The sequence below is a fragment of the Chryseobacterium sp. HR92 genome (assembly GCF_045689405.1).
GTDB lineage: Bacteria > Bacteroidota > Bacteroidia > Flavobacteriales > Weeksellaceae > Chryseobacterium > Chryseobacterium viscerum_A.
In genome coordinates, this window is record NZ_CP139139.1 from 1,588,943 (window position 1) to 1,607,777 (window position 18,835).

Annotated in this window: 15 protein-coding genes; 11 read left to right on the top strand and 4 right to left on the bottom strand. The window is 34.2% G+C overall.

The features are described 5' to 3' along the window. The first annotated feature begins 52 nt into the window (after positions 1–52). Positions 53–1,918: a T9SS type A sorting domain-containing protein gene (locus SFA27_RS07140; protein ID WP_407297273.1), complete on the top strand. Its 1,866-nt coding sequence runs from the start codon at positions 53–55 to the stop codon at positions 1,916–1,918. A gap of 160 nt (positions 1,919–2,078) precedes the next feature. Further along, positions 2,079–2,522 carry a YybH family protein gene (locus tag SFA27_RS07145; protein WP_407297274.1) on the top strand — a complete coding sequence of 148 codons (444 nt, stop codon included), beginning with the start codon at positions 2,079–2,081 and terminating at the stop codon, positions 2,520–2,522. A 2-nt stretch (positions 2,523–2,524) separates the two neighbouring features. On the opposite strand, the gene SFA27_RS07150 is transcribed toward SFA27_RS07145, so the two are convergent. Further along, positions 2,525–3,343 carry a helix-turn-helix domain-containing protein gene (locus tag SFA27_RS07150; protein WP_407297276.1) on the bottom strand — a complete coding sequence of 273 codons (819 nt, stop codon included), beginning with the start codon at positions 3,341–3,343 and terminating at the stop codon, positions 2,525–2,527. Between the two features lie 194 nt (positions 3,344–3,537). On the opposite strand from SFA27_RS07150, the gene SFA27_RS07155 reads away from it, so the two are divergent. Together SFA27_RS07155 and SFA27_RS07160 are read left to right on the top strand one after the other, a co-directional pair. Continuing rightward, a complete protein-coding gene (locus SFA27_RS07155; protein ID WP_047378346.1) occupies positions 3,538–4,236 on the top strand; it encodes a hypothetical protein in 699 nt (232 codons plus the stop codon). 206 nt (positions 4,237–4,442) lie between these two features. Continuing rightward, a complete protein-coding gene (locus SFA27_RS07160) occupies positions 4,443–5,222 on the top strand; it encodes a T9SS type A sorting domain-containing protein (RefSeq protein ID WP_264517396.1) in 780 nt (259 codons plus the stop codon). 739 nt (positions 5,223–5,961) lie between these two features. Here SFA27_RS07160 and SFA27_RS07165 read toward each other — a convergent pair. Then, entirely contained in the window at positions 5,962–6,384 is a 423-nt protein-coding gene (locus SFA27_RS07165; protein WP_407297279.1) for a DoxX family protein, read from the bottom strand. Between the two features lie 202 nt (positions 6,385–6,586). Between SFA27_RS07165 and SFA27_RS07170 the strand changes: the two genes are divergently transcribed. The 3 genes from SFA27_RS07170 to SFA27_RS07180 all read left to right on the top strand — a co-directional run bounded on the left by SFA27_RS07170 (position 6,587) and on the right by SFA27_RS07180 (position 11,616). After that, the gene (locus SFA27_RS07170; RefSeq protein ID WP_407297281.1) at positions 6,587–6,952 is read left to right on the top strand and encodes a winged helix-turn-helix transcriptional regulator; all 366 of its coding nucleotides are present in this window, start codon (positions 6,587–6,589) and stop codon (positions 6,950–6,952) included. Positions 6,953–7,144: 192 nt separating this feature from the next. Then, complete coding sequence (locus tag SFA27_RS07175) at positions 7,145–8,650, top strand: helix-turn-helix transcriptional regulator (protein WP_407297282.1); 1,506 nt, start codon at positions 7,145–7,147, stop codon at positions 8,648–8,650. A gap of 971 nt (positions 8,651–9,621) precedes the next feature. Then, a complete protein-coding gene (locus SFA27_RS07180; protein ID WP_407297284.1) occupies positions 9,622–11,616 on the top strand; it encodes a T9SS type B sorting domain-containing protein in 1,995 nt (664 codons plus the stop codon). A 769-nt stretch (positions 11,617–12,385) separates the two neighbouring features. On the opposite strand, the gene mnmE is transcribed toward SFA27_RS07180, so the two are convergent. Beyond that, positions 12,386–13,771 carry a tRNA uridine-5-carboxymethylaminomethyl(34) synthesis GTPase MnmE gene (mnmE, locus tag SFA27_RS07185; protein ID WP_407297286.1) on the bottom strand — a complete coding sequence of 462 codons (1,386 nt, stop codon included), beginning with the start codon at positions 13,769–13,771 and terminating at the stop codon, positions 12,386–12,388. A 457-nt stretch (positions 13,772–14,228) separates the two neighbouring features. On the opposite strand from mnmE, the gene SFA27_RS07190 reads away from it, so the two are divergent. Continuing rightward, positions 14,229–15,281 carry a hypothetical protein gene (locus SFA27_RS07190; protein ID WP_407297288.1) on the top strand — a complete coding sequence of 351 codons (1,053 nt, stop codon included), beginning with the start codon at positions 14,229–14,231 and terminating at the stop codon, positions 15,279–15,281. An 18-nt stretch (positions 15,282–15,299) separates the two neighbouring features. After that, positions 15,300–15,815: a hypothetical protein gene (locus SFA27_RS07195; RefSeq protein WP_407297290.1), complete on the top strand. Its 516-nt coding sequence runs from the start codon at positions 15,300–15,302 to the stop codon at positions 15,813–15,815. 80 nt (positions 15,816–15,895) lie between these two features. Here the strand turns inward: SFA27_RS07195 and SFA27_RS07200 are convergent, their stop codons facing one another. After that, the gene (locus SFA27_RS07200; RefSeq protein WP_264517408.1) at positions 15,896–16,366 is read right to left on the bottom strand and encodes an Lrp/AsnC family transcriptional regulator; all 471 of its coding nucleotides are present in this window, start codon (positions 16,364–16,366) and stop codon (positions 15,896–15,898) included. 143 nt (positions 16,367–16,509) lie between these two features. Here SFA27_RS07200 and SFA27_RS07205 point away from each other — a divergent pair, with 143 nt between their 5' ends. After that, positions 16,510–17,898 (top strand): MFS transporter, encoded by a 1,389-nt coding sequence (locus SFA27_RS07205; protein WP_407297292.1) that lies wholly within the window; start codon positions 16,510–16,512, stop codon positions 17,896–17,898. Positions 17,899–18,009: 111 nt separating this feature from the next. Further along, entirely contained in the window at positions 18,010–18,756 is a 747-nt protein-coding gene (locus tag SFA27_RS07210; RefSeq protein ID WP_407297294.1) for a metallophosphoesterase, read from the top strand. Positions 18,757–18,835: the final 79 nt, after the last annotated feature.

Here is an 18,835-nt window from a genome sequence, read left to right on the forward strand (position 1 = left end):
CTCCTCGGAGAGCACTGTTTTTTTATAGTATGTGATAACAAAAAGAATTTTTATGATACAATTAAAAAACAAACTGTGGGGACTGCTTCTGATACTGCCGGCATTATCTTTTAGCCAGACTTACCAATGGCAATGGGGAAAGCAGGCCGGAGGAATAACAGGCTCTGCTGATCCGGGGTTTCATTATGTATTTGATGAATCAATAAGGGATATTGTAGTGGATAACAACAACAATACTTACTATCTCGCAACCATGCGTGAGCAGGGACAAAACCTGAATGGCACTTCTGTAAACAATTATGGGCTTAGTGACCTTTTTCTTTTCTCTGCTGATTGTGAAGGGAATATAAGATGGTCCAGACCAATAGGAGGATCGGGAGATGGAGAAAATGCCTGGCATATTAAACTGGATAATAACGGTGGATTATATGTGATGGCTACCATTTATAATAATTCATATATAGGAGATCCAGGTGCTGTTCCCGTGCATTTCGATGATACCCACACATTACCGTTGTATACCCATTATGACCAGACAATAGATCCTGCCCACAAAGCAGCTTTTCTGTTGAAATACAATACTTCTGACGGTACACTTGCATGGAGCAAACCTTTGCAGGGAGATGTTAATTATTCATCCCGTATGTGTGATGTTCAGATGATGTACATGGATTCTTCCAAAAATATCCACGCTGTTATGGGATTCAGAGCAGGTACCCATTTGAATGGTTTAATTACAGTGCCTTCAACGTTCACCTCGGCCTATCAGTATTATGCTGTTAAATTCAACTATGATAACGGTAATATGACACCTGCTGCTCCAGTGCTTCTTCCAATCACCGGAGATGCAATAAGTTCAGTAGGAAGAGAGGGTAAAGTAAATCTGGTATATGATGAAAGCTTAAACCGCTATTATCTTGCAGGAAAGAGAATGGATGCCGGGTTTAGTAACCTGCTCGATCTTTCCTATAATAATGTACCATTTACGAAAGCTGCTTATTTATTGGCTTTTGACGGTACTACCGGAGCAGAAGTATGGAGAAAAGAACTTAATAATGGTTCTACAAGTACAGATGATGAAATTCATTCCATCATCAAAGATCCGGTTACTTCGGATATTTATATTTCAGGACGTTATTTCAATGGGATAACGGTACCTGCAACTTTTGGGAGTTATACTTTCCCTTTAAGAAGTTATGTTGAAGCTGTTCCGTTTGTTATGAAACTTGATGCTGCTGGTTTGGTACAGTGGGCAAGAACTCCGGAGGGAATGTCCGGTCTTCAGTTTGGGTATCGTTTTACGAAGGGAACCATTGTTATTAATGGAAATGAAGTGGCTTTTGCCAAAGGAAGCTGGTCTGATATCTGGGGAAGTTATACAATGACCCGACCTGATGGAGATAGATCAGATCCTTTATTGGTTAGGCTTAACAAAGATACAGGAGCTGTTTTAGGAGCTGGGGAGATCCGCAGCAATTTTAATGTGATAGATGAATTTACGGCAGTAGCTGCAGATAAAGATGGTAATTATATTGTGGGAGGCTTTTTTCATGACCAATTGTTTACAGATTCTAATGATAATGTCAATACAATGGCCGTCAATGTAGCAGGAGGAAAATCCCAGTCATTTTTTACAAAATATGCTAAATCGGCATGCAGTCAGATGTCAGTAGAAGAAACAGCCGCTCAGGCAGGAATACAATTATATCCGAATCCTGTTCAGGATGTACTTATGATCAGAAGTAAGGAGCCTTTGATTTCTTATGAAATCTTTGGTGCTGCAGGACAACTGATAAAACAGGGAACTTTGAATTTGATGCAGGAGCAAATAGTATTATCTTCTCTTCAGACAGGAGTGTATTACATTAAACTTAAAACAAAATCTTCTACAGTAACAGAAAAAATATTGAAGAAGTAAAAAACAAAACTGAAAATTAATAACCTTATATATAAAACAGTGTTCTCCAAAAGAAGACACTGTTTTTTTATTGGATACTCTTGGGCTGAAAAAATGAACTTGTTCGTTATTTTACAATTTTTTGCCTGTCAGAATACTTTGCTTTGTATAAAAAATTAAAATGAAAAAATTACTTATTCTAAGCCTGTTTTTAATGCTTACTTCCTGGGGGAATGCCCAGACTAAAGACCTTATGAAAACAGTAAGAAAGACTATTGAAGCCAGTAATGCAATCTATGCAGATCTGGCTAATAAAAATGACGGATCTATTCTGACCAGATATACAGATGATGCCTGTCTGTTTCCTCCCAATGCAGCACCTGTTTGTGGAAGAGATAATATCCTTGGTTTCTTTAAAAACGGACCTAAGGTTCATGTTAAATTTACGATTCAAAACCTGTACGGAGACGGCAAAACATCGGTCACTGAAGAAAGTTACTACGAAATGACAGATTTAGAAGGTAAAAAACTGGATGACGGAAAAGTAATAGTAATCTGGAAGAATACAACAGATGGCTGGAAAATGCACCGCGATATGTTCAGCAGCAATCATCCCGCAAAATAACATCAAAAACCAATATTGACAGCCTGCTGAAGATCCATATCATTTTTGATCAGCGAATGTCTGGACGCAGAAGGAGTGATGCCTGTAAATTTTTTAAACTCTTTAATAAAATGGGCCTGATCATAATACCCGCAGTTATAAGCTATAGCTATAAGTGATTCCGAGGTGTTGAGAACCATTGGTAGGCTTTTGTTAAATCTGATGACAGCAGCAAAAGCCGAAGGGCTTATACCGATATTCTTAAGATAAAGCTTTTGAATATACCTTTCCGATAAACCTGAACCCTGTGCCAAAGCATGAAGATCCAATGTTTGATGATTCATAAAAAAGTGCTGGCTGAGCGCCTGAACCATTACAGCCTTCTTTAGTCTGGTTTCATTTTTCTTCAGCTGTTGCAGAAAATACGCTTCCAAAACATTGATTTTCGCATGAAGACCACCGGCCTGCATGATACAGTCATACAAATCCCTGATTTCACTTTTTGCTACATCATACATATCAGTAGCGCAGTTTGTGAATTCCGATAAAGGATCAGAAAAGAATAAAGTGCCGGCATACGGATAGATTCGTGCTATCAGTACCGAAGTTCCCTGTGCAACGGTAAGCCGGGTAGGAAGGGTGAGGTGTCCCAGAAGTTCTATATCCGGAGTATCCTTTCTTTTTCCATTAATAGTAGTCGCAGCAGTACCACCGGAAATATTGATGATGAGGTCTATATATCCGCTGGGATAAAACACTTCATCCCTGAGATCATTGTCAATCGTAACAACGGTATAACTCTTTATGTAAGGTGCTAAGCTTACGGAAGGGGAAATTTGCATAGCTGTTACTGGGTGTTAATTCATTGAAATGTAGTTTGTTCTAAGTTAGGAATAAAAATAATACGAAGGGATAAGAAGATCAAAATAAGATTTCCCATATCAAAGTACGTTCGGTTTTTTCCGTCGTAGAGATTTTGAAAACCTATTCCGTATTTTTGCAGACAATTAAGCAATTAAACTGTTTATTTCAAAACATGGACAATATATTTTCTGGCAACCCGCAAATAGAAGTAGTATCTTCTTTCTCTGAACTTGTACATACCAGTTTTCAAGGAACCAGGAATGCAATTTGCTGGCAGCGGAATTTAGTTGGAGACTGTAAAGAAATTGTTTCTCAGCTTCAGTTAAAAGAGGATATAACAGTAGTTTCTGCTCAGGATCTTTTGGCATTACAATTATCAGAAGAAGGGGATATGGCAAGAAAAATAATCTTAAATGACTTACAGCTATTGACCGATTTTGGAGCTTCTCCAGTTCTTAATCTTCTTAAATGTTATGATCGGGATGAAGAACTTGGTTTCATTTCAACAGATGTATATTCATATCATGTAGACCGTTCACCTATTGCAACAGATACTTTTTTATGCACCTATCATGGAGCTGCAAGTGATATTATTCCCAATGATCAGGTTGAACAGAAAATTTTGATTCCTGAAATCCGGGAACAGCTCAAAAAACTACACGGCGGCCCCGAAGAAGAGTTTGAAGACTTTCTCAAAGAATATTTCTTTGATCTTCATTATCAAACTAAACCCAATGCAGAACCTGTAAACTTAGGAATTGGTCATCTTTGGCGAATCGCCGTAGATCATCCGGAACAGCAGGCGCTGCCATGTGTTCACAGGGCTCCCGTAGAAAATGATGGTGAATATCGGCTGTTGTTGATTTGCTGATTATTTTGAGACATGGTATCCAAAAAATAGATAGCTATTAGCTAGTTAAATCGACAGTTATTAAATGGATATAAACAGATATTAGGAAACCCTTCACATTTGTTAATTGTTCTTTTACTATATAACCAATAACCTTCAATTTTACATTATGAATAAAATCATAATAACGTTTAATAGTAAAAAGAACAATTTAAAATTATAATAAAATGAAAAAAATTATCCTTCTACTGTCTTTTTTATTTGCCTGCCAAAATCAATTAACGGCGCAAATAATTATTGGTCCTGTAGAGACTTACAAGGTTGCCTTTACTAGAAATGATGATTATGCTCCGGGAGATATTGCATACGCTGATACTACTCTTACACTTGAAATAAAAACAGGGTCTTCTGCTCCACAATTTAATTCATTTCTTCCTAATAATAATGCTTCTAAAGATTATGCTTTTCCAACATTTACTACTTCATCCCAGGTTACCTATGTTAAAGTAACTTTTAATGATCCGGTATCTCCAGTATTAGTTAGCGGATACTATCCACTTTCAACGGTAGTTGGGAGCCATACAACCATTTCAGACCCTAATCTAATTGTGTATGATCCATACCCTGGTAAGTATGGATATGGGGTAGATATTTATTGTAATGCTCCAAATAAATATACCATTAGAGTTACCAAGTTCTTATGTCATATATGTATCCGTCCTCCCGTTTCTAAAAATGGAAATCTTCAAAGTAATGATCCAATATTGGTACCTAATCCAAGCATTGGACTCTCTGAGCTTTATTATACAGCAGTGGATAGGGAAACAATTTCAATCAATGTTGTTGATATCAATGGTAAAGTAGTTAGAGCATACACTACAGATATAGAAGCTGGGCTAAACAAATTGTCGGTTGATCTCCAAAATTCTTTGGGAGGAACATATATTGTCCAGTGGAAATCCAATATTGGTAAAAGCGGAACTTTAAAACTGATAAAAAATAAGTAGTTACTGTTACTGCTCAATTCTCAACTCCTGCACTTTGCAGGAGTTTTTTGATGCTTATTTTTCAGACAATTTAAAGATCATTCTCTCTTAGATTTAATAACTGATCAAATATTTATTTAAATTACTATAAGAGTTTTTGATATTTAAATATGGTTGAAATAGAAAAAAACTGCTTATAATATTGAAATCTAGATTTACAGGTATTATGTTTTACTTAAATTATTAAAATTTCATATTCATTAAATAGTTTATATGTCGTTGATTTTGTATTATTTATGATAATGTTATATCTATGTGATACCTCAAAATTACAACTTATAATAAATTGAAATGTATAATTGTAAAATTCATAGTCATTGTAAAGTGATTTGTGAATAAAACGACAAATGAAATCTAACAAACCAAAGATTTATTATGAAGAACAGATTAATTTTCGCATTTTTTATTTCACTTTTGGTAAGTGGAATTTCTTTCAGGATCAAAGATATGTTGAACAAAGATTCAACAGTGATGATAGGAAATCATTATTTATTAAGTTTAACATTTTTTCAGATTCAATGTTTATGTAAATGCAGAATCAGAGGAGGTGCTGCTTAATGATTTTATTATGAAACACTACCTATCAAACTAACAAAAGTAATATTGCTCTAAAACATTTTGTTATTTATAATCATATTACAGCTATGGGTAGAGATAATGTCTTTTAGAATGATCACTATGTTTACTATAAGATTTTTAATTATTTAATCCAATCGTTTGATGGTTTATATAAAGAATATTTACCACCTCCGGTGAAAAAAAGTGAAAGTCCACCAAATAAAAATAAAAAGTTCAACTCACCTCCCAATCCGCCAAATTGATTTAAGGTAAAAGCCTCTGATAGCCGTGCTAAATAAATAGAAAAAGTCATCAGTAAGGTTATTCCCAAACCGGAAAATCTTGTAAAAATACCCAGAATGAGTAAAATCGGAGCAATGACCTCCATAACCAGAATACCAAGCCATAAAAACTGAGGCAAGCCATGTTCTAAAAGTACACTCTTAATAAAATCAAACCCGTGAATGAGTTTAAAAATACCATGAAAAAGCATCAAAACACCTATTGAAATGCGTAAGATTAAAATGCCTAAATCTGTGTTTGTTTTTTTTGTTAAAATAATCATAAATAATTAAGTTTTTTTGTTTAATTTTAGTATCACTCCTTTACATAGCTAAAAATAATTCCAGAGTAAAAATTATTTTATTACATCAATCGCTATGTAAAAATATTAAATATTAATCCCCCATTTGCTACTTATTACCTGCTAGTAACTGGTTACCAATTGGTAATCTGTAAAAAAAACATTTTTAATTTAAATTTGTAATATGAAAAAAAAGGAAGAATTAAGCCCTGAATGTATAAAGCATATTCGTGGTGTAAAAGATACAGTAGACCTATTAAATGGGAAATGGAAAACATTCATCATTGATAAGCTTTATTATACTGGAAAAATAAGGTTTATGGACTTAAAAAGACAGACGGAAATTGCTCCAAAAGTACTTTCAAAAGAATTAAAAGATTTAGAAATGAATAACCTGGTCAAGCGAACAGAGAATAATAACCTGCTTGTTTCTATAGAATATGAGTTGACTGATTTTGGAAAAAGTTTGCATAATGTGATTGACGTTATGGGTAAATGGGGGATAGATTATAGAGAACAATTATTGAAAGAAAGAATAATTAAAATGTAAATTCTAAACTACTTAAAAGTAATCTTTAATAATGGGTTCTAATGAAGCTTCTTCCACTTTGAAACGGTATCCATTTTTTATTGTTTAAGCCTACCATTAAAATTATTTTAGTCTTATTTATTTTATTAAATGTTAACCATTTACAATTTGAACTCTATCGCTTTTTATTATTTTTAAATTTGTTATGAAAATATGATAAAAAATATTCTTTACATTATTATAGCCCTGTTGGCTTCCCAATCCTTAAAATCTCAAGAATGGTTCTCATTTTTTGAATCTTCAAAATCAAGAAGTGAAAAGCAAAAAATTAATATTCTTTTGGATTCGGCAAAAAAGAAATATCAGATAATGGATATTGAAGCCAGCTATCAATATGCAAATAAAGCACTCAGTTATAGTAATGAAGCGGATTATTCATTAGGAAAAGCATATAGCCATTTTTATATAGGGCAAGCAATGATTAAATTTTTAAAATTCAATACCGGGTTAAAACATTTGATACTTGCCGAAAAAGAAGAATATTCTAAAAATGATCCTCTTTTAATGGCTGAAATTTCAATAGCATACAGTATACCTTATGATTATATTGTATCTTTTTCTATTAATGACGCAAAAAAAGAATTAAAGAAAGGGCTGGCATTTACTGATAAAATTGAAAATAGGGCAACTAGAAATCGTATTAAAATTAAAGCATACAACAGTTTAAGTTACTTGTATTTTGAAGAAGCTAAATTGGATTCCGTATACTATACTTTAAAAAAAATAAACAAAATTATATCTGAGCAAAATGAGATAGACATTCCGGCTCAACAAGCAACGGAATTTTATGTACTTAAAGGTTTATTACTATCTAAAAAATTACAACATGATTCAGCTAAATATTATTTAAACAAGTCTATGAATATTGCTGATAAGTTCAAATATAGAGATAAGTCTAGTATTTATCTGGCTTTAGGACTTATGGCAGCAAAGCAAAAAAAAAATGACTCAGCGCTCATTTATTATCTTAAATCTCTAAAAAATATGGAAGAAACTGGTAATCGATACGATATACCAACCATTTATTACCATATTTCAAGAGCGTATCGTGAGCTAAAGAATTTTAAAAAGGCCAATGAATATGATGCAAAAACGGTAGATTTACAAGACAGTTTTCAGTCAGAAAAAGAATATGATGATTTCTCCAAAACCATACTTAATAAATTTTTACTGAATCAAAAAGAGAAAGAAGCAAAAAAAAACATGTATAAGTATATTTTTGCAGCAATTTTATCCTTGTTAATTATTTTGTCAATTTACTATCTTATAAAAAAACATAAGTCAGCAAAAAAAACAATTAATCATCAAGAAAAGGTTATTGCAAAAGAGAATGAAAAGAATCTATTACTTGAACAAAAAGTAAACGAATCTTTTAATATTATAATTCAACTTGCGAAAGAAAGTGATCCAGGGTTTCTTACAAGATTCGGGGAAGTTTATCCCGACTTTATTAATGCTCTTCTTAAAATTGATCCTAAATTGCAAACTAGTGAATTAACCTTTTGTGCATACTTGTATCTCAATTTCTCTTCTAAAGAAATTGCTCAGTACACTTTTGTAACTCCCCGAGCTGTCCAGATTAGAAAAAATCGCCTAAGAAAAAAACTAAACATATTATCTGATGAGGATATTTATTTATGGCTTAAAAATCTCTCTTAATTTTTATTCTGTATTCAAATTATTGATCTCTCAAACAAATTTGCAGGCTTTTCATACAACCTTATTAACCTCAAATACCTAATATTTAAATTTCTCATACCATACCATTCATTTGATTTAAATAAATATCGAATTATATTTTATTGCTATTATGTAATTTTTAAAACATGTAAAAAAAACAAAGCGTAAATAGTTGATTATGTTATTGTTGTGCCTCGGAAAAAGGAGTGAGATACCAATGTGATATTTGTATTTTTTGTTCTGTTCTTTCTTATCTATAAGTTTGGTGTACATTAAAGTTTAATAAATCATTTAAAACATAACGTATTGTAAATTAGTTGTTTGTGGATTTTAAAATGGAAAACTTAAAAGATATTCATATTGGTTTTTTTATCAAGCAATCAGCAATAGAATATAAAATAGATTTATCACGCATATGCAATTTTTTCAAATGTACAGATGTAGATGTTGAACAAATGTTCCGTTCCGAAAGTTTAGACACCAGACTACTTTTAAAATGGTGTAAACTTTTGGACTATGACTTTTTCAGATTGTATTCCCATCATCTTATATTATATTCCCCTGCTAAAGCTAGTAATTCACGATCTAGAAGAGATAAGCAATGTACAAAACTACCACAGTTTAGGAAAAATATTTATACAAGGGAAATCATAGAACATATTATTGAGTTAATTTCAAGTAATCAAATGACTAAAGAACAAGTTATTAATGAGTATAGAATACCCAAGACTACTTTACATAGATGGCTTCAAAAATATAGAATATAATTACATATTAAAAATAAGAAAAATATAATTACTAAAAATAAAAGAATAAGGATTGATTTTTAGTAATTCAATATACAAGAAACAAATTAAACATCCATGTTTTTCTATTCCGTGTTTTGAACATCTACATAAAAAAGACAATCTTTTTATAAAGTTAATTAAAAACTTATTGGCCAAATACAAATGAAAAAAAATATACTCTTTTATTTCTTCCTTATCTTACTTTCTCTTCCCGTAAAACTGATCTCACAGACGTATCAGTTAACAGGAAATCCTATAAACACAGCGGGATGGACAATGGTTGCTTCCACGATAGTAAGCGGTGATTTTGTACAACTTACCTCCGACAACTCTGGTGAATCTGGTTCTATAAAATTGAATGAACCAATTAACTTAAAATATTGTGATAAGTGGCGGATAGAATTTGATTTTAGAATGGATTCAAATCAATCGTATAATGGAGACGGTATAGCATTTTGGTACCTGGCAAACCCTCCAATTGCAAGTGTCTTTGGCTCTGGAATGGGTGTCCCTCAAAATGCCATAGGTTTTATTACTGCCTTTGACTCTTATAACAATATTACCGGAAAAACAGGGATGAGTAAAATACATGTTGCATACGGACAAGTTCAAAATACAACAGACACCAATAATATTGAATTTTACAACGTTTTAGGAAGCTCCTTTCACTCTGCAGACCTCAATGCGACACAACCATTTCAAGGAACAACCTATAAACATGTTGAAGTAAGTGGAGAAGTAGATCCTGCAGCTCCTGCCAACTGGATCGTAAAAATAACCCTTGATGGCAACCTTATTGTCAACCAATCTTTTGCTCCTGCTGGTGCGGCGGCTGCAATGAACGTAGGATATTTTGGATTTTCCGCATCTACAGGGGGAGCAAGCGCAAGACACTCTATCAAAAATGTAAAAGTTTATGTAGACAAAATTCCTCTTTTACAAACAGCAATTACCAAGTTCGTGTGTCCTGATTTGGCTGGAATGGCCCATATTGATTTAACAACATTAAATCCGCAGTTTACAACAAACCCTAACAATTATACTTTCACATATTATATTACCGGAAGCGGAACTCCGATTGCCAATCCTACAGACTTTCAATATAATATCGATACAAATATTTCCGTCATTATCAAAGATCCAACATCAGTATTGTGTGACAATAATGATGCTAAAATAGCTTTAAAAGTTGCCCCAACCGTTACTGTAAAAGATGCCACATTGAGATCTTGCTTTATAGAAGCAACTCCGGCACTGGGTTCTTTTAACCTGGAAACTGCTTCCGTAAACTTACAATCTGGAGTTACTAAAAAATATTACCCATCTTTAACCGATGCAACTAACGGAACAAACGAAATTAGTACGCCGACAACATATATTGCTCCAAATGGAGTTGTTTATATTAAAGTGACAAACTCAAATGGATGCTATGCCATAGCCAAAGTAACCTTAGTCGTAATAGCTCCTGTGCTTTCTCCTGTCCTAAAAGACAAAATAATCTGTATTGAAGATAAAACAACCTTAGATGCAGGACCGGGTTTTGTATCTTACCTGTGGAATACCGGTGCAACAACTCAAATCATAACAAATGCAGGAGTGGGTATTTATTGGGTGAAATTAAAAACTGGGGAATGTACCGCAACTCAAAAAGTAACTATATATCCTGCCGAACATCCGGTAATCAACAATGTAGACATTTCAGCCAGTACAATCACAGTGAATGTAATTGGTGGGGCTCCTCCTTATCAATATTCAATAGATAATATCAACTGGCAGAGCTCCAATGGATTTAATAATTTACCAAGAGGAGAAACCAACATATATGTAAAAGACGCTTATGGTTGTGAGTCTATTGATATTACTATAACAATTCCTAATCTGGTTAACGTAATTACACCAAATGGAGATGGAATAAATGATGTAATAGACTATTCTTCATTGGCAGGTAAGCAAAATCTGATTTTTAGTATTTTCGATCGATATGGAGCTCGAATTTACCAGGGTAACCAATCCAATAATTATAAATGGGATGGAACCATCGCAGGAAGAAAGATCTCTACAGGAAATTATTGGTTCTCTGTAACATGGAATGAGAATAATAAAAAGAACACCGCTGTTAAGTATTCGAGCTGGATACTGGTGAAAAATAGGGACTAAAAGTTTATATCCAATTGTAAGAAAATACTTTATGTACTATTCTTACAGGTTTTTATAGATTCTTTAATACTGAATTGGTTATTTCTCACTGAAACAAAGTTTATATAACAAAAATAGCTTGCTTTTGTTCCTATAAATAGTTTTACATCATTACTGCCATGGATAAAAATATAAGCAAAGTGTTTAAAATGATAATAAAGTTTAAAAATTGCATTTTAGGAGAGGAAAAATTCAATCAAAATAGCGTGTGATATCAATGTGATACTAATGTTTGATGAAGATTTATATCAAATTAATATTTTTGTTAACAACTAATAAAAGGAAATATTATTCATTAGTAAAGCTTATTTCTCTATATGTTAATGAGACTCTTTAGAAATTAAGCATAGGGCCTAAATAACACAAGTGTAAACAATGAATTTTTTTATTGTTCCAAACCTCCTATTAAAATGGAGGTTTTTTATCAATATAGTAACATGTACAAACTATACAATCTGCTCCATAAACCTGATGTGTATTTATAATTTATGTTGATAAAGAGTACTTATGATAATCTAAATAAACAGTAGATAATAATATTACATGCAAATTTAAAGCTAATAAAGCTTTTATTTTACTGAATCATTGATTCATTTCTATTGTATTTTTTTATTAAATCAATACTGAAAAAGCTTGATTATTCTTTTGCAAAATATAGTCTCATTTTTATAATAATAACTATAACTATTTTTGATTTTCTTTTTCAATACAAGGAAATTGTTTGTAAATTCTATTTCCCGATACAAAACTTAGAAAAAATATTCCCAAGCACCTCATCATTTGTAACCTCTCCGGAAATTTCTCCAAGATGTTCAAGGGCGTTTCTAAGCTCATAAGCCAGTAATTCTGTAGAGATCTGGAAAGAAATGGCTTCTTTTACTTTATGAACAGCATCCAGAGACTTCCGTAATGCTTCAAAATGACGCTGGTTGGTAATCACTACATTATTTTCTTCGGATTTTAGATGCTCAACATATGATGAAAGTTCATTTTTCAGATCCTGGATATTTTGATTTTCAACGGCTGAGATTTTGATAAAATCAAACTCGTGAGAGATAGCATTTCTAAAGATATTTTCTACAGTTTCATATTTGGTAGGAGTCACCTCATCAATTTTTGTTGCGCAGATGATCAGTTTCAGATCTTCTCTCAACAGCGACTGAATCATTTCAATATCCTCAGAAAAATCTTCAGTAGCAGCATCAGCCAGATAAACAAGGATATTGGCGTTTTCTACTTTTTCTTTTGCTTTTTTTACCCCGATAGCTTCAATTTCATCCACCGTTTCGCGAAGTCCTGCGGTGTCAATCAGTCGGAAGGCGTGGCCTTTAATATGAAGAATTTCCTCAATGGTATCTCTGGTGGTTCCTGCAATATTACTTACAATCGCTCTTTCTTCCTTCAAAAGGGAGTTCAACAGCGTAGATTTCCCGGCATTCGGCTTTCCGATGATGGCAACGGCTGTCCCGTTTTTAATGGCATTTCCGTATTGGAAACTTTCAATAAGAGAATTTAATTTTAATTCAATTTTATCTAACAATCCGCTCAGAGCGGTTCGGTCTGCAAATTCTACATCTTCTTCAGCAAAATCCAGTTCCAGTTCAATCAGGGAAACGAAATTCAGAAGATCTGTTCTCAGGATAGAAATTTCATTGGTTATTCCACCTTTCAACTGGTTAATGGCTACTTTTCGGGAGGCTTCATTTTCAGAAGCAATCACATCAGCAATCGCTTCTGCCTGGGAAAGGTCAATCCTTCCGTTGATGAAGGCGCGGAGTGTAAATTCTCCTGCTTTTGCCATTCTCGCTCCGTTTTTGATCAGCGTTTCAAGAATACGTTTTCCGATATGTGGAGAGCCGTGAAATGCAATCTCCACAGAGTTTTCAGTGGTGAAACTTTTAGGTGCCAGAAAGATGGAAAGCATTACTTCATCAATTGCTTCCTCCTCATCCATAAAATAACCATAATGAATGGTATGAGATTTCTGTTTTTCCAGATTTTTTGCCGGAAAACTTTTCTGAACTACAGATAAAGCTTCATTTCCAGAAACCCGGATGATGCCTAAAGCACCTATTCCATTGGCAGTAGCCAGTGCACATATCGTATCGTTATTCATGCTGCAAATTTACGGTTTTTAATATGAATTTTCGTTGAGGTCTGTTATTCAGATTATCTATTGTTTCATTAAGATGGAAAAATAGAACAGAATATATTATGATAAAATTTATTGTCGTTTTGATTATTCTGTAGGTAAATAAGATGATGTATTTAAAAAACATAGAATTTTCTTTATTAAACTATAGTCTGAATTAAGTAAGAAAAAAAAGATTTAGATTAAAAATAGTCTCATGATTCAAAATTGTTTTTGATAGGTTTCAATGTGTTGTAATATAGCATTTTATGGGGTTTTTTAATTGTTTCAGAAAGCACACTTTTTTGTTAAGTATAGTTTGATAATAAAAAAATTAAACACCTGTTTGGTATGTTAATTGTTGTTAGTCCGACGATGATGTTGAAAATTTAAATATTTTCCAATTAAGCAACAATAATCTGTTAAAATATTATAAATGCACATGAATAAATTATTTTTTTTAAATATTAATAAAAAAGTCGTTTTTTTATTAATGCTAGCTTTCAGCGCTGTAGCCTATGCTCAATGTATTCCTTACACAGGGCAGGCGATGACCAGTGGAAATATCTATTGTCTTAACAGTAACCTTAATGTAAGTACGAATATAAGCATACCAAATGGGGCAACACTTATTATTCAATCCGGGCAGCTTCAATCTAATAGTATTCAGGTAGATGGAGTCTTGGAAATAGGTGATGGAACAAGTGTTCAGTCTACCGGGACAGTGAAAGTAGGAACTTTCGGATCTCAGAAAAATTCAAAAATTAAACTAGGAACCAAATCATTTTTATCACTGGTAGGATCAGTTATTCAGGAAGACCCTTCTTTTGGCGGATTTTACCCTGGAGCAACTTCTGTTATTGAGATGGGAACAAATAGTGTTGTAGAAATATGCGGAACATTTACCCAGCAGTCTAAGACTTATCCCTCTGTTGAATATATTGGAAATCCTACCGGAAAAGCTTACTGTATTGCAAAAGCAGATGTAAGTGGAGGAGGGGAAGGCTCCATTATTAGTGATGATAGTCAGATAGTAACAATTGCCATGGGATCTGTCACAGGATTGGGGATGGGGAATTCAAGCTTCTGCGGCCCTAATGCAACAAAAACCATGTGCCCGGGACTTTGGCCTGAAGGTCTTTCCGAAGATAAAACTAGCTGTGGCAACGCTCCGGTTATTATTGATGACCTGGACGGATTCTGTACAAAACCGCCAGCTTCAGGAACACCTGATGGCTTTACCAAATTTGGAATTACAGTGCAGCAGAAAAACAATTCCTGGCCGGAAAACATACCTAATGGATTCTTGGCGATGGAATCTAAAAATAAAGGTTTTGTCATGACGAGAGTTCAGCATGTGAGCCAGTCACCACAACCTGGTGATGCCATTACTGATCCAAAAGAAGGAATGCTTTTATATGATATCCAGGACAAATGTGTAAAGCTTTATAACGGTACCGAATGGAAGTGTGTACAAAAAAGCTGTAACGATTAATCTACTGATAAAGAGTTTATGAAAAATGTAAGAAATATAAGTATAGCAGCTGCCCTGATTGTTTTTAATTCAGTTTTTGCTCAGGTGGCTATTGGAAAACAAACAGTAGATGGAAACAGTACCGTATTGGATTTTGATAACGTTCCCGGAAATACAAAAGGTTTGATTCTTCCTGCAACATCAGGATTCCCTACCGGAACTTTGGTGAATGGAACATTGATCTTTGATATCACAGATAATAAAGTAAAAGTCTACGAAAATGACACCTGGAAATCTTTGTCCGATGCCGGTAATTCAAGTACAGTTGTTGCCAATAATTCTGCTGAATCAGGTAAAGGAGTTATTATGGGAGATGCGGTAAGTACTGCTGATGGAGTGTTAGTCCTTGAATCTCAGAATAAGGCCATGATTCTTCCAAAAATAACAACACCACATCTTAGTGTAAAAAATCCGTACCCGGGTATGATCTGTTACGATACAACCAGTAAGACACTGGCAATATTTGACGGGTCAGTCTGGAATTACTGGAAATAAATGATGAGAAACTACTCTGGAATATTCTGTTTACAATAAAAAGCAGCTGTATATTTTCATACAGCTGCTTTTATTTTGGTTTAAACAATCTGGGCGCTTTCCTTGATACTGTTCATCACAAAAATACTCTTGGTCTGGCCAATTCCTTCAATTTCTGATAATTTGTTCACAAAAAACTCATGGAATTCATCCATATTGGGAGCAAGGATCTTCAGCATAAAATCAAAATCACCGCTGATGTTATAAAACTCCACAACTTCCTTCAGCTTGCCCACTTCCTCAATAAATTTTCCTGCAGTTTTTTTATTGTGAACACTCAGGGCAATCATACAGATCACCATCATTCCCTTATTGACTTTTTTACGGTCTACAACAGCAGTATATTCTTTAATGATTCCTTGTTTTTCCATGCGCTTGATACGTTCATGGGTAGGGGTGGGACTTAAATTGATTCTTGCTGAAATGTCACGGATACTCATCTTGGCATCTTTCTGAAGAAGACGCAGGATGGATAAGTCTTTTTCATCGGGTATATAATTTTCAGTTGCCATTTTGTTCTGTTTTTATAGGTTGTTGTATGGAGTATCAGTAGTTTTGTTCTTATAAATATTTTATATATATAATATTGTTCCAAATTTAAGGTTAAATTTTTAAATACGTTCTGTTAATTTTAATTTTGCAGGAAATTTGAAACATGGATACAAGGAAGAATTTAATATTAATTTTAGCATCGGTAGGAACATTTGTGGAGGCTTTGGATATTGCCATTATTAATTTAACAATTCCTTCTATTCAGCAGCAGTTTCAGATCGGTGCAGAGACCGTTCAATGGCTGCAGACCCTTTATGTGCTATTCTTTGGAGGATTTCTGATCATTGGAGGAAAGCTTTCAGATCAGATCGGAAGAAAGAAAATGTTCTTGCTGGGGGCACTGATTTTTATGCTGACTTCATTAGGTGCAGGATTGTCTCAAAACTTTGAAGTGCTGGCTGTTTTCCGTGCTTTACAGGGATTAGGAGCCGCATTGGTGATGCCGTCTGCGCTATCCATTGTCACCAATACATTCAGAGGAGAGCAGGAGAGAAACCATGCTATCGGAATTTTCAGTTCATTCGCTGCTATCGGTTCAGGAAGTGGCCTTTCTGTAGGAGGAATTATCAGTACCTACCTGAGCTGGCACTGGGTATTCCTGATTAATGTGCCTATTCTTTTAATAACAATTGTGCTGTCTTATTACTATCTGCCTGCAGATGAGAAAAATGAAACTGCACAGAAAACGGATATGGTTTCCGGAATATTAATGGTGCTTGGACTTTTAAGTCTTACTTACGGTACACATGAATTAGTCCATATTAAAGAACAGCCATTCCTGGTCATAGGCTCTTTGATTCTGGCGGTATTGCTGCTGGTTATGGTATATTACCGATTGAAATCCGTTGCTGCACCTTTAGTTGACTTAAAATTATTCAAACACAGATCTTTAGTGATCTCCAATGCCGTATTCTTTACGTTGGGGGCATTTTTTATCGGATTTTTATTCCTGATTTCATTGATGCTTCAGAAAGATATGGGCTATAGCGCTGCTTCAGCAGGATTAATGCTTGTTCCGTTCAGCATCATATCTGCTTTGACGGCTAAATTTATTCTGCCGCACGTATCAAAACGTCTGAGTTCTTCTCAAATGGGAGTGTTAGGATGGTTGTTTATGCTGATGGGAGGATTGTCACTGTTGATCTCCGTTTATACCGGACATCCGCTGGCTGTAGTTTTGCTGGGAGCAGCATGTATTTCAGGAGTAGGAATGACGTTTTGTTTTACCGCGCTTTCGGTAATGGGAATCCAGGATGTTGAGCCTTCCAATTACGGATTGGCATCAAGTTTGAGTTCTACAATTTACTTTTTGGGAGCCGGTATTGGATTGTCTTTCATGACTTTAATGAGCCAGATCTTTCCTTCAGAGTTTTCCGTAGGAAGTCTGAATCTGGTTGTCTTAATCAGCTATGCTCTTCTGGCACTCGGAATGTTGTTTTATTTTATAATGAAGAGCTTAAAAGTGAAGCAGACAAAAGTGGCTGTTTCATAGCAGGCGGCCTAAAAATACACAAACTATATGAGGAAGAATCGGTGCTTAGGTGCCGGTTCTTTTTTTGTCTTTCCGCTTAGCTTTATTATCTTTGGTTTTTTACTATTCATCATGAAAATACAGATCATCAGTGATCTCCACCGGGAATTTGGAAGTACGGAATTATGTTTTGATCATTCTGATATTGTTGTTTTGGCAGGTGATGTCAATTTGGGAACCAAAGGAATTGAATGGATTAAAAATGCAATTCCCGATAAACCTGTAATTTATGTTTTGGGCAATCATGAATACTATAAAGGTTCATATCCAAAAACGCTCCATAAGATCAGAGACGCTTCCTTGAATTCTAATGTTCACGTATTGGAAAATTCATTTGTAGACATTGATGGAATTCGTTTTCATGGAGCGACTTTGTGGACGGATTTTTCCATCTTTGGGAATCCGGTTCAGTACGGAATGCTTTGCCAGTCCAAAATGAATGATTATAAAATGATCAGGAGAGATCCTTCCTATTCGAAAATGAGGACACTGGATACCTTCAAAATCCATCAGTTTTCAAAAGAATGGTTAAAAGAAAGTCTTGAAAGTTCAAAAGGTCTTAAAAATATAGTCGTTACCCATCATGCACCCAGTATACAATCTGTTCCGGAACATTATAAGGAAGATCCGGTAACATCTGCTTATGCCTCCGATCTGGAATGTTTATTGACAGAATACAAACCGCTGTACTGGATTCACGGACATATTCATACCCCGTGCAGATATAAAATCGGAGAAACTGAGATCATCTGTAATCCCCATGGTTATATTGATGAAAAATACAACGGATATGATAAAGAATTGCTGATTGTTGTTTAGGAAACAATAAAAAGTGTAATTCGATTATTTGCCTTCTTGGCTCTTTTTTCTTTTTCAACTATCTTCGTGTTTAATTTTC

Excerpts from the sequence above, each read along its gene's own strand:
- SFA27_RS07140 (WP_407297273.1), top strand. The coding sequence starts at position 53 with ATGATACAATTAAAAAACAAACTGTGGGGACTGCTTCTGATACTGCCG.
- SFA27_RS07145 (WP_407297274.1), top strand. The coding sequence starts at position 2,079 with ATGAAAAAATTACTTATTCTAAGCCTGTTTTTAATGCTTACTTCCTGG.
- SFA27_RS07150 (WP_407297276.1), bottom strand. The coding sequence starts at position 3,343 with ATGCAAATTTCCCCTTCCGTAAGCTTAGCACCTTACATAAAGAGTTAT.
- SFA27_RS07155 (WP_047378346.1), top strand. The coding sequence starts at position 3,538 with ATGGACAATATATTTTCTGGCAACCCGCAAATAGAAGTAGTATCTTCT.
- SFA27_RS07160 (WP_264517396.1), top strand. The coding sequence starts at position 4,443 with ATGAAAAAAATTATCCTTCTACTGTCTTTTTTATTTGCCTGCCAAAAT.
- SFA27_RS07165 (WP_407297279.1), bottom strand. The coding sequence starts at position 6,384 with ATGATTATTTTAACAAAAAAAACAAACACAGATTTAGGCATTTTAATC.
- SFA27_RS07170 (WP_407297281.1), top strand. The coding sequence starts at position 6,587 with ATGAAAAAAAAGGAAGAATTAAGCCCTGAATGTATAAAGCATATTCGT.
- SFA27_RS07175 (WP_407297282.1), top strand. The coding sequence starts at position 7,145 with ATGATAAAAAATATTCTTTACATTATTATAGCCCTGTTGGCTTCCCAA.
- SFA27_RS07180 (WP_407297284.1), top strand. The coding sequence starts at position 9,622 with ATGAAAAAAAATATACTCTTTTATTTCTTCCTTATCTTACTTTCTCTT.
- mnmE (WP_407297286.1), bottom strand. The coding sequence starts at position 13,771 with ATGAATAACGATACGATATGTGCACTGGCTACTGCCAATGGAATAGGT.
- SFA27_RS07190 (WP_407297288.1), top strand. The coding sequence starts at position 14,229 with ATGAATAAATTATTTTTTTTAAATATTAATAAAAAAGTCGTTTTTTTA.
- SFA27_RS07195 (WP_407297290.1), top strand. The coding sequence starts at position 15,300 with ATGAAAAATGTAAGAAATATAAGTATAGCAGCTGCCCTGATTGTTTTT.
- SFA27_RS07200 (WP_264517408.1), bottom strand. The coding sequence starts at position 16,366 with ATGGCAACTGAAAATTATATACCCGATGAAAAAGACTTATCCATCCTG.
- SFA27_RS07205 (WP_407297292.1), top strand. The coding sequence starts at position 16,510 with ATGGATACAAGGAAGAATTTAATATTAATTTTAGCATCGGTAGGAACA.
- SFA27_RS07210 (WP_407297294.1), top strand. The coding sequence starts at position 18,010 with ATGAAAATACAGATCATCAGTGATCTCCACCGGGAATTTGGAAGTACG.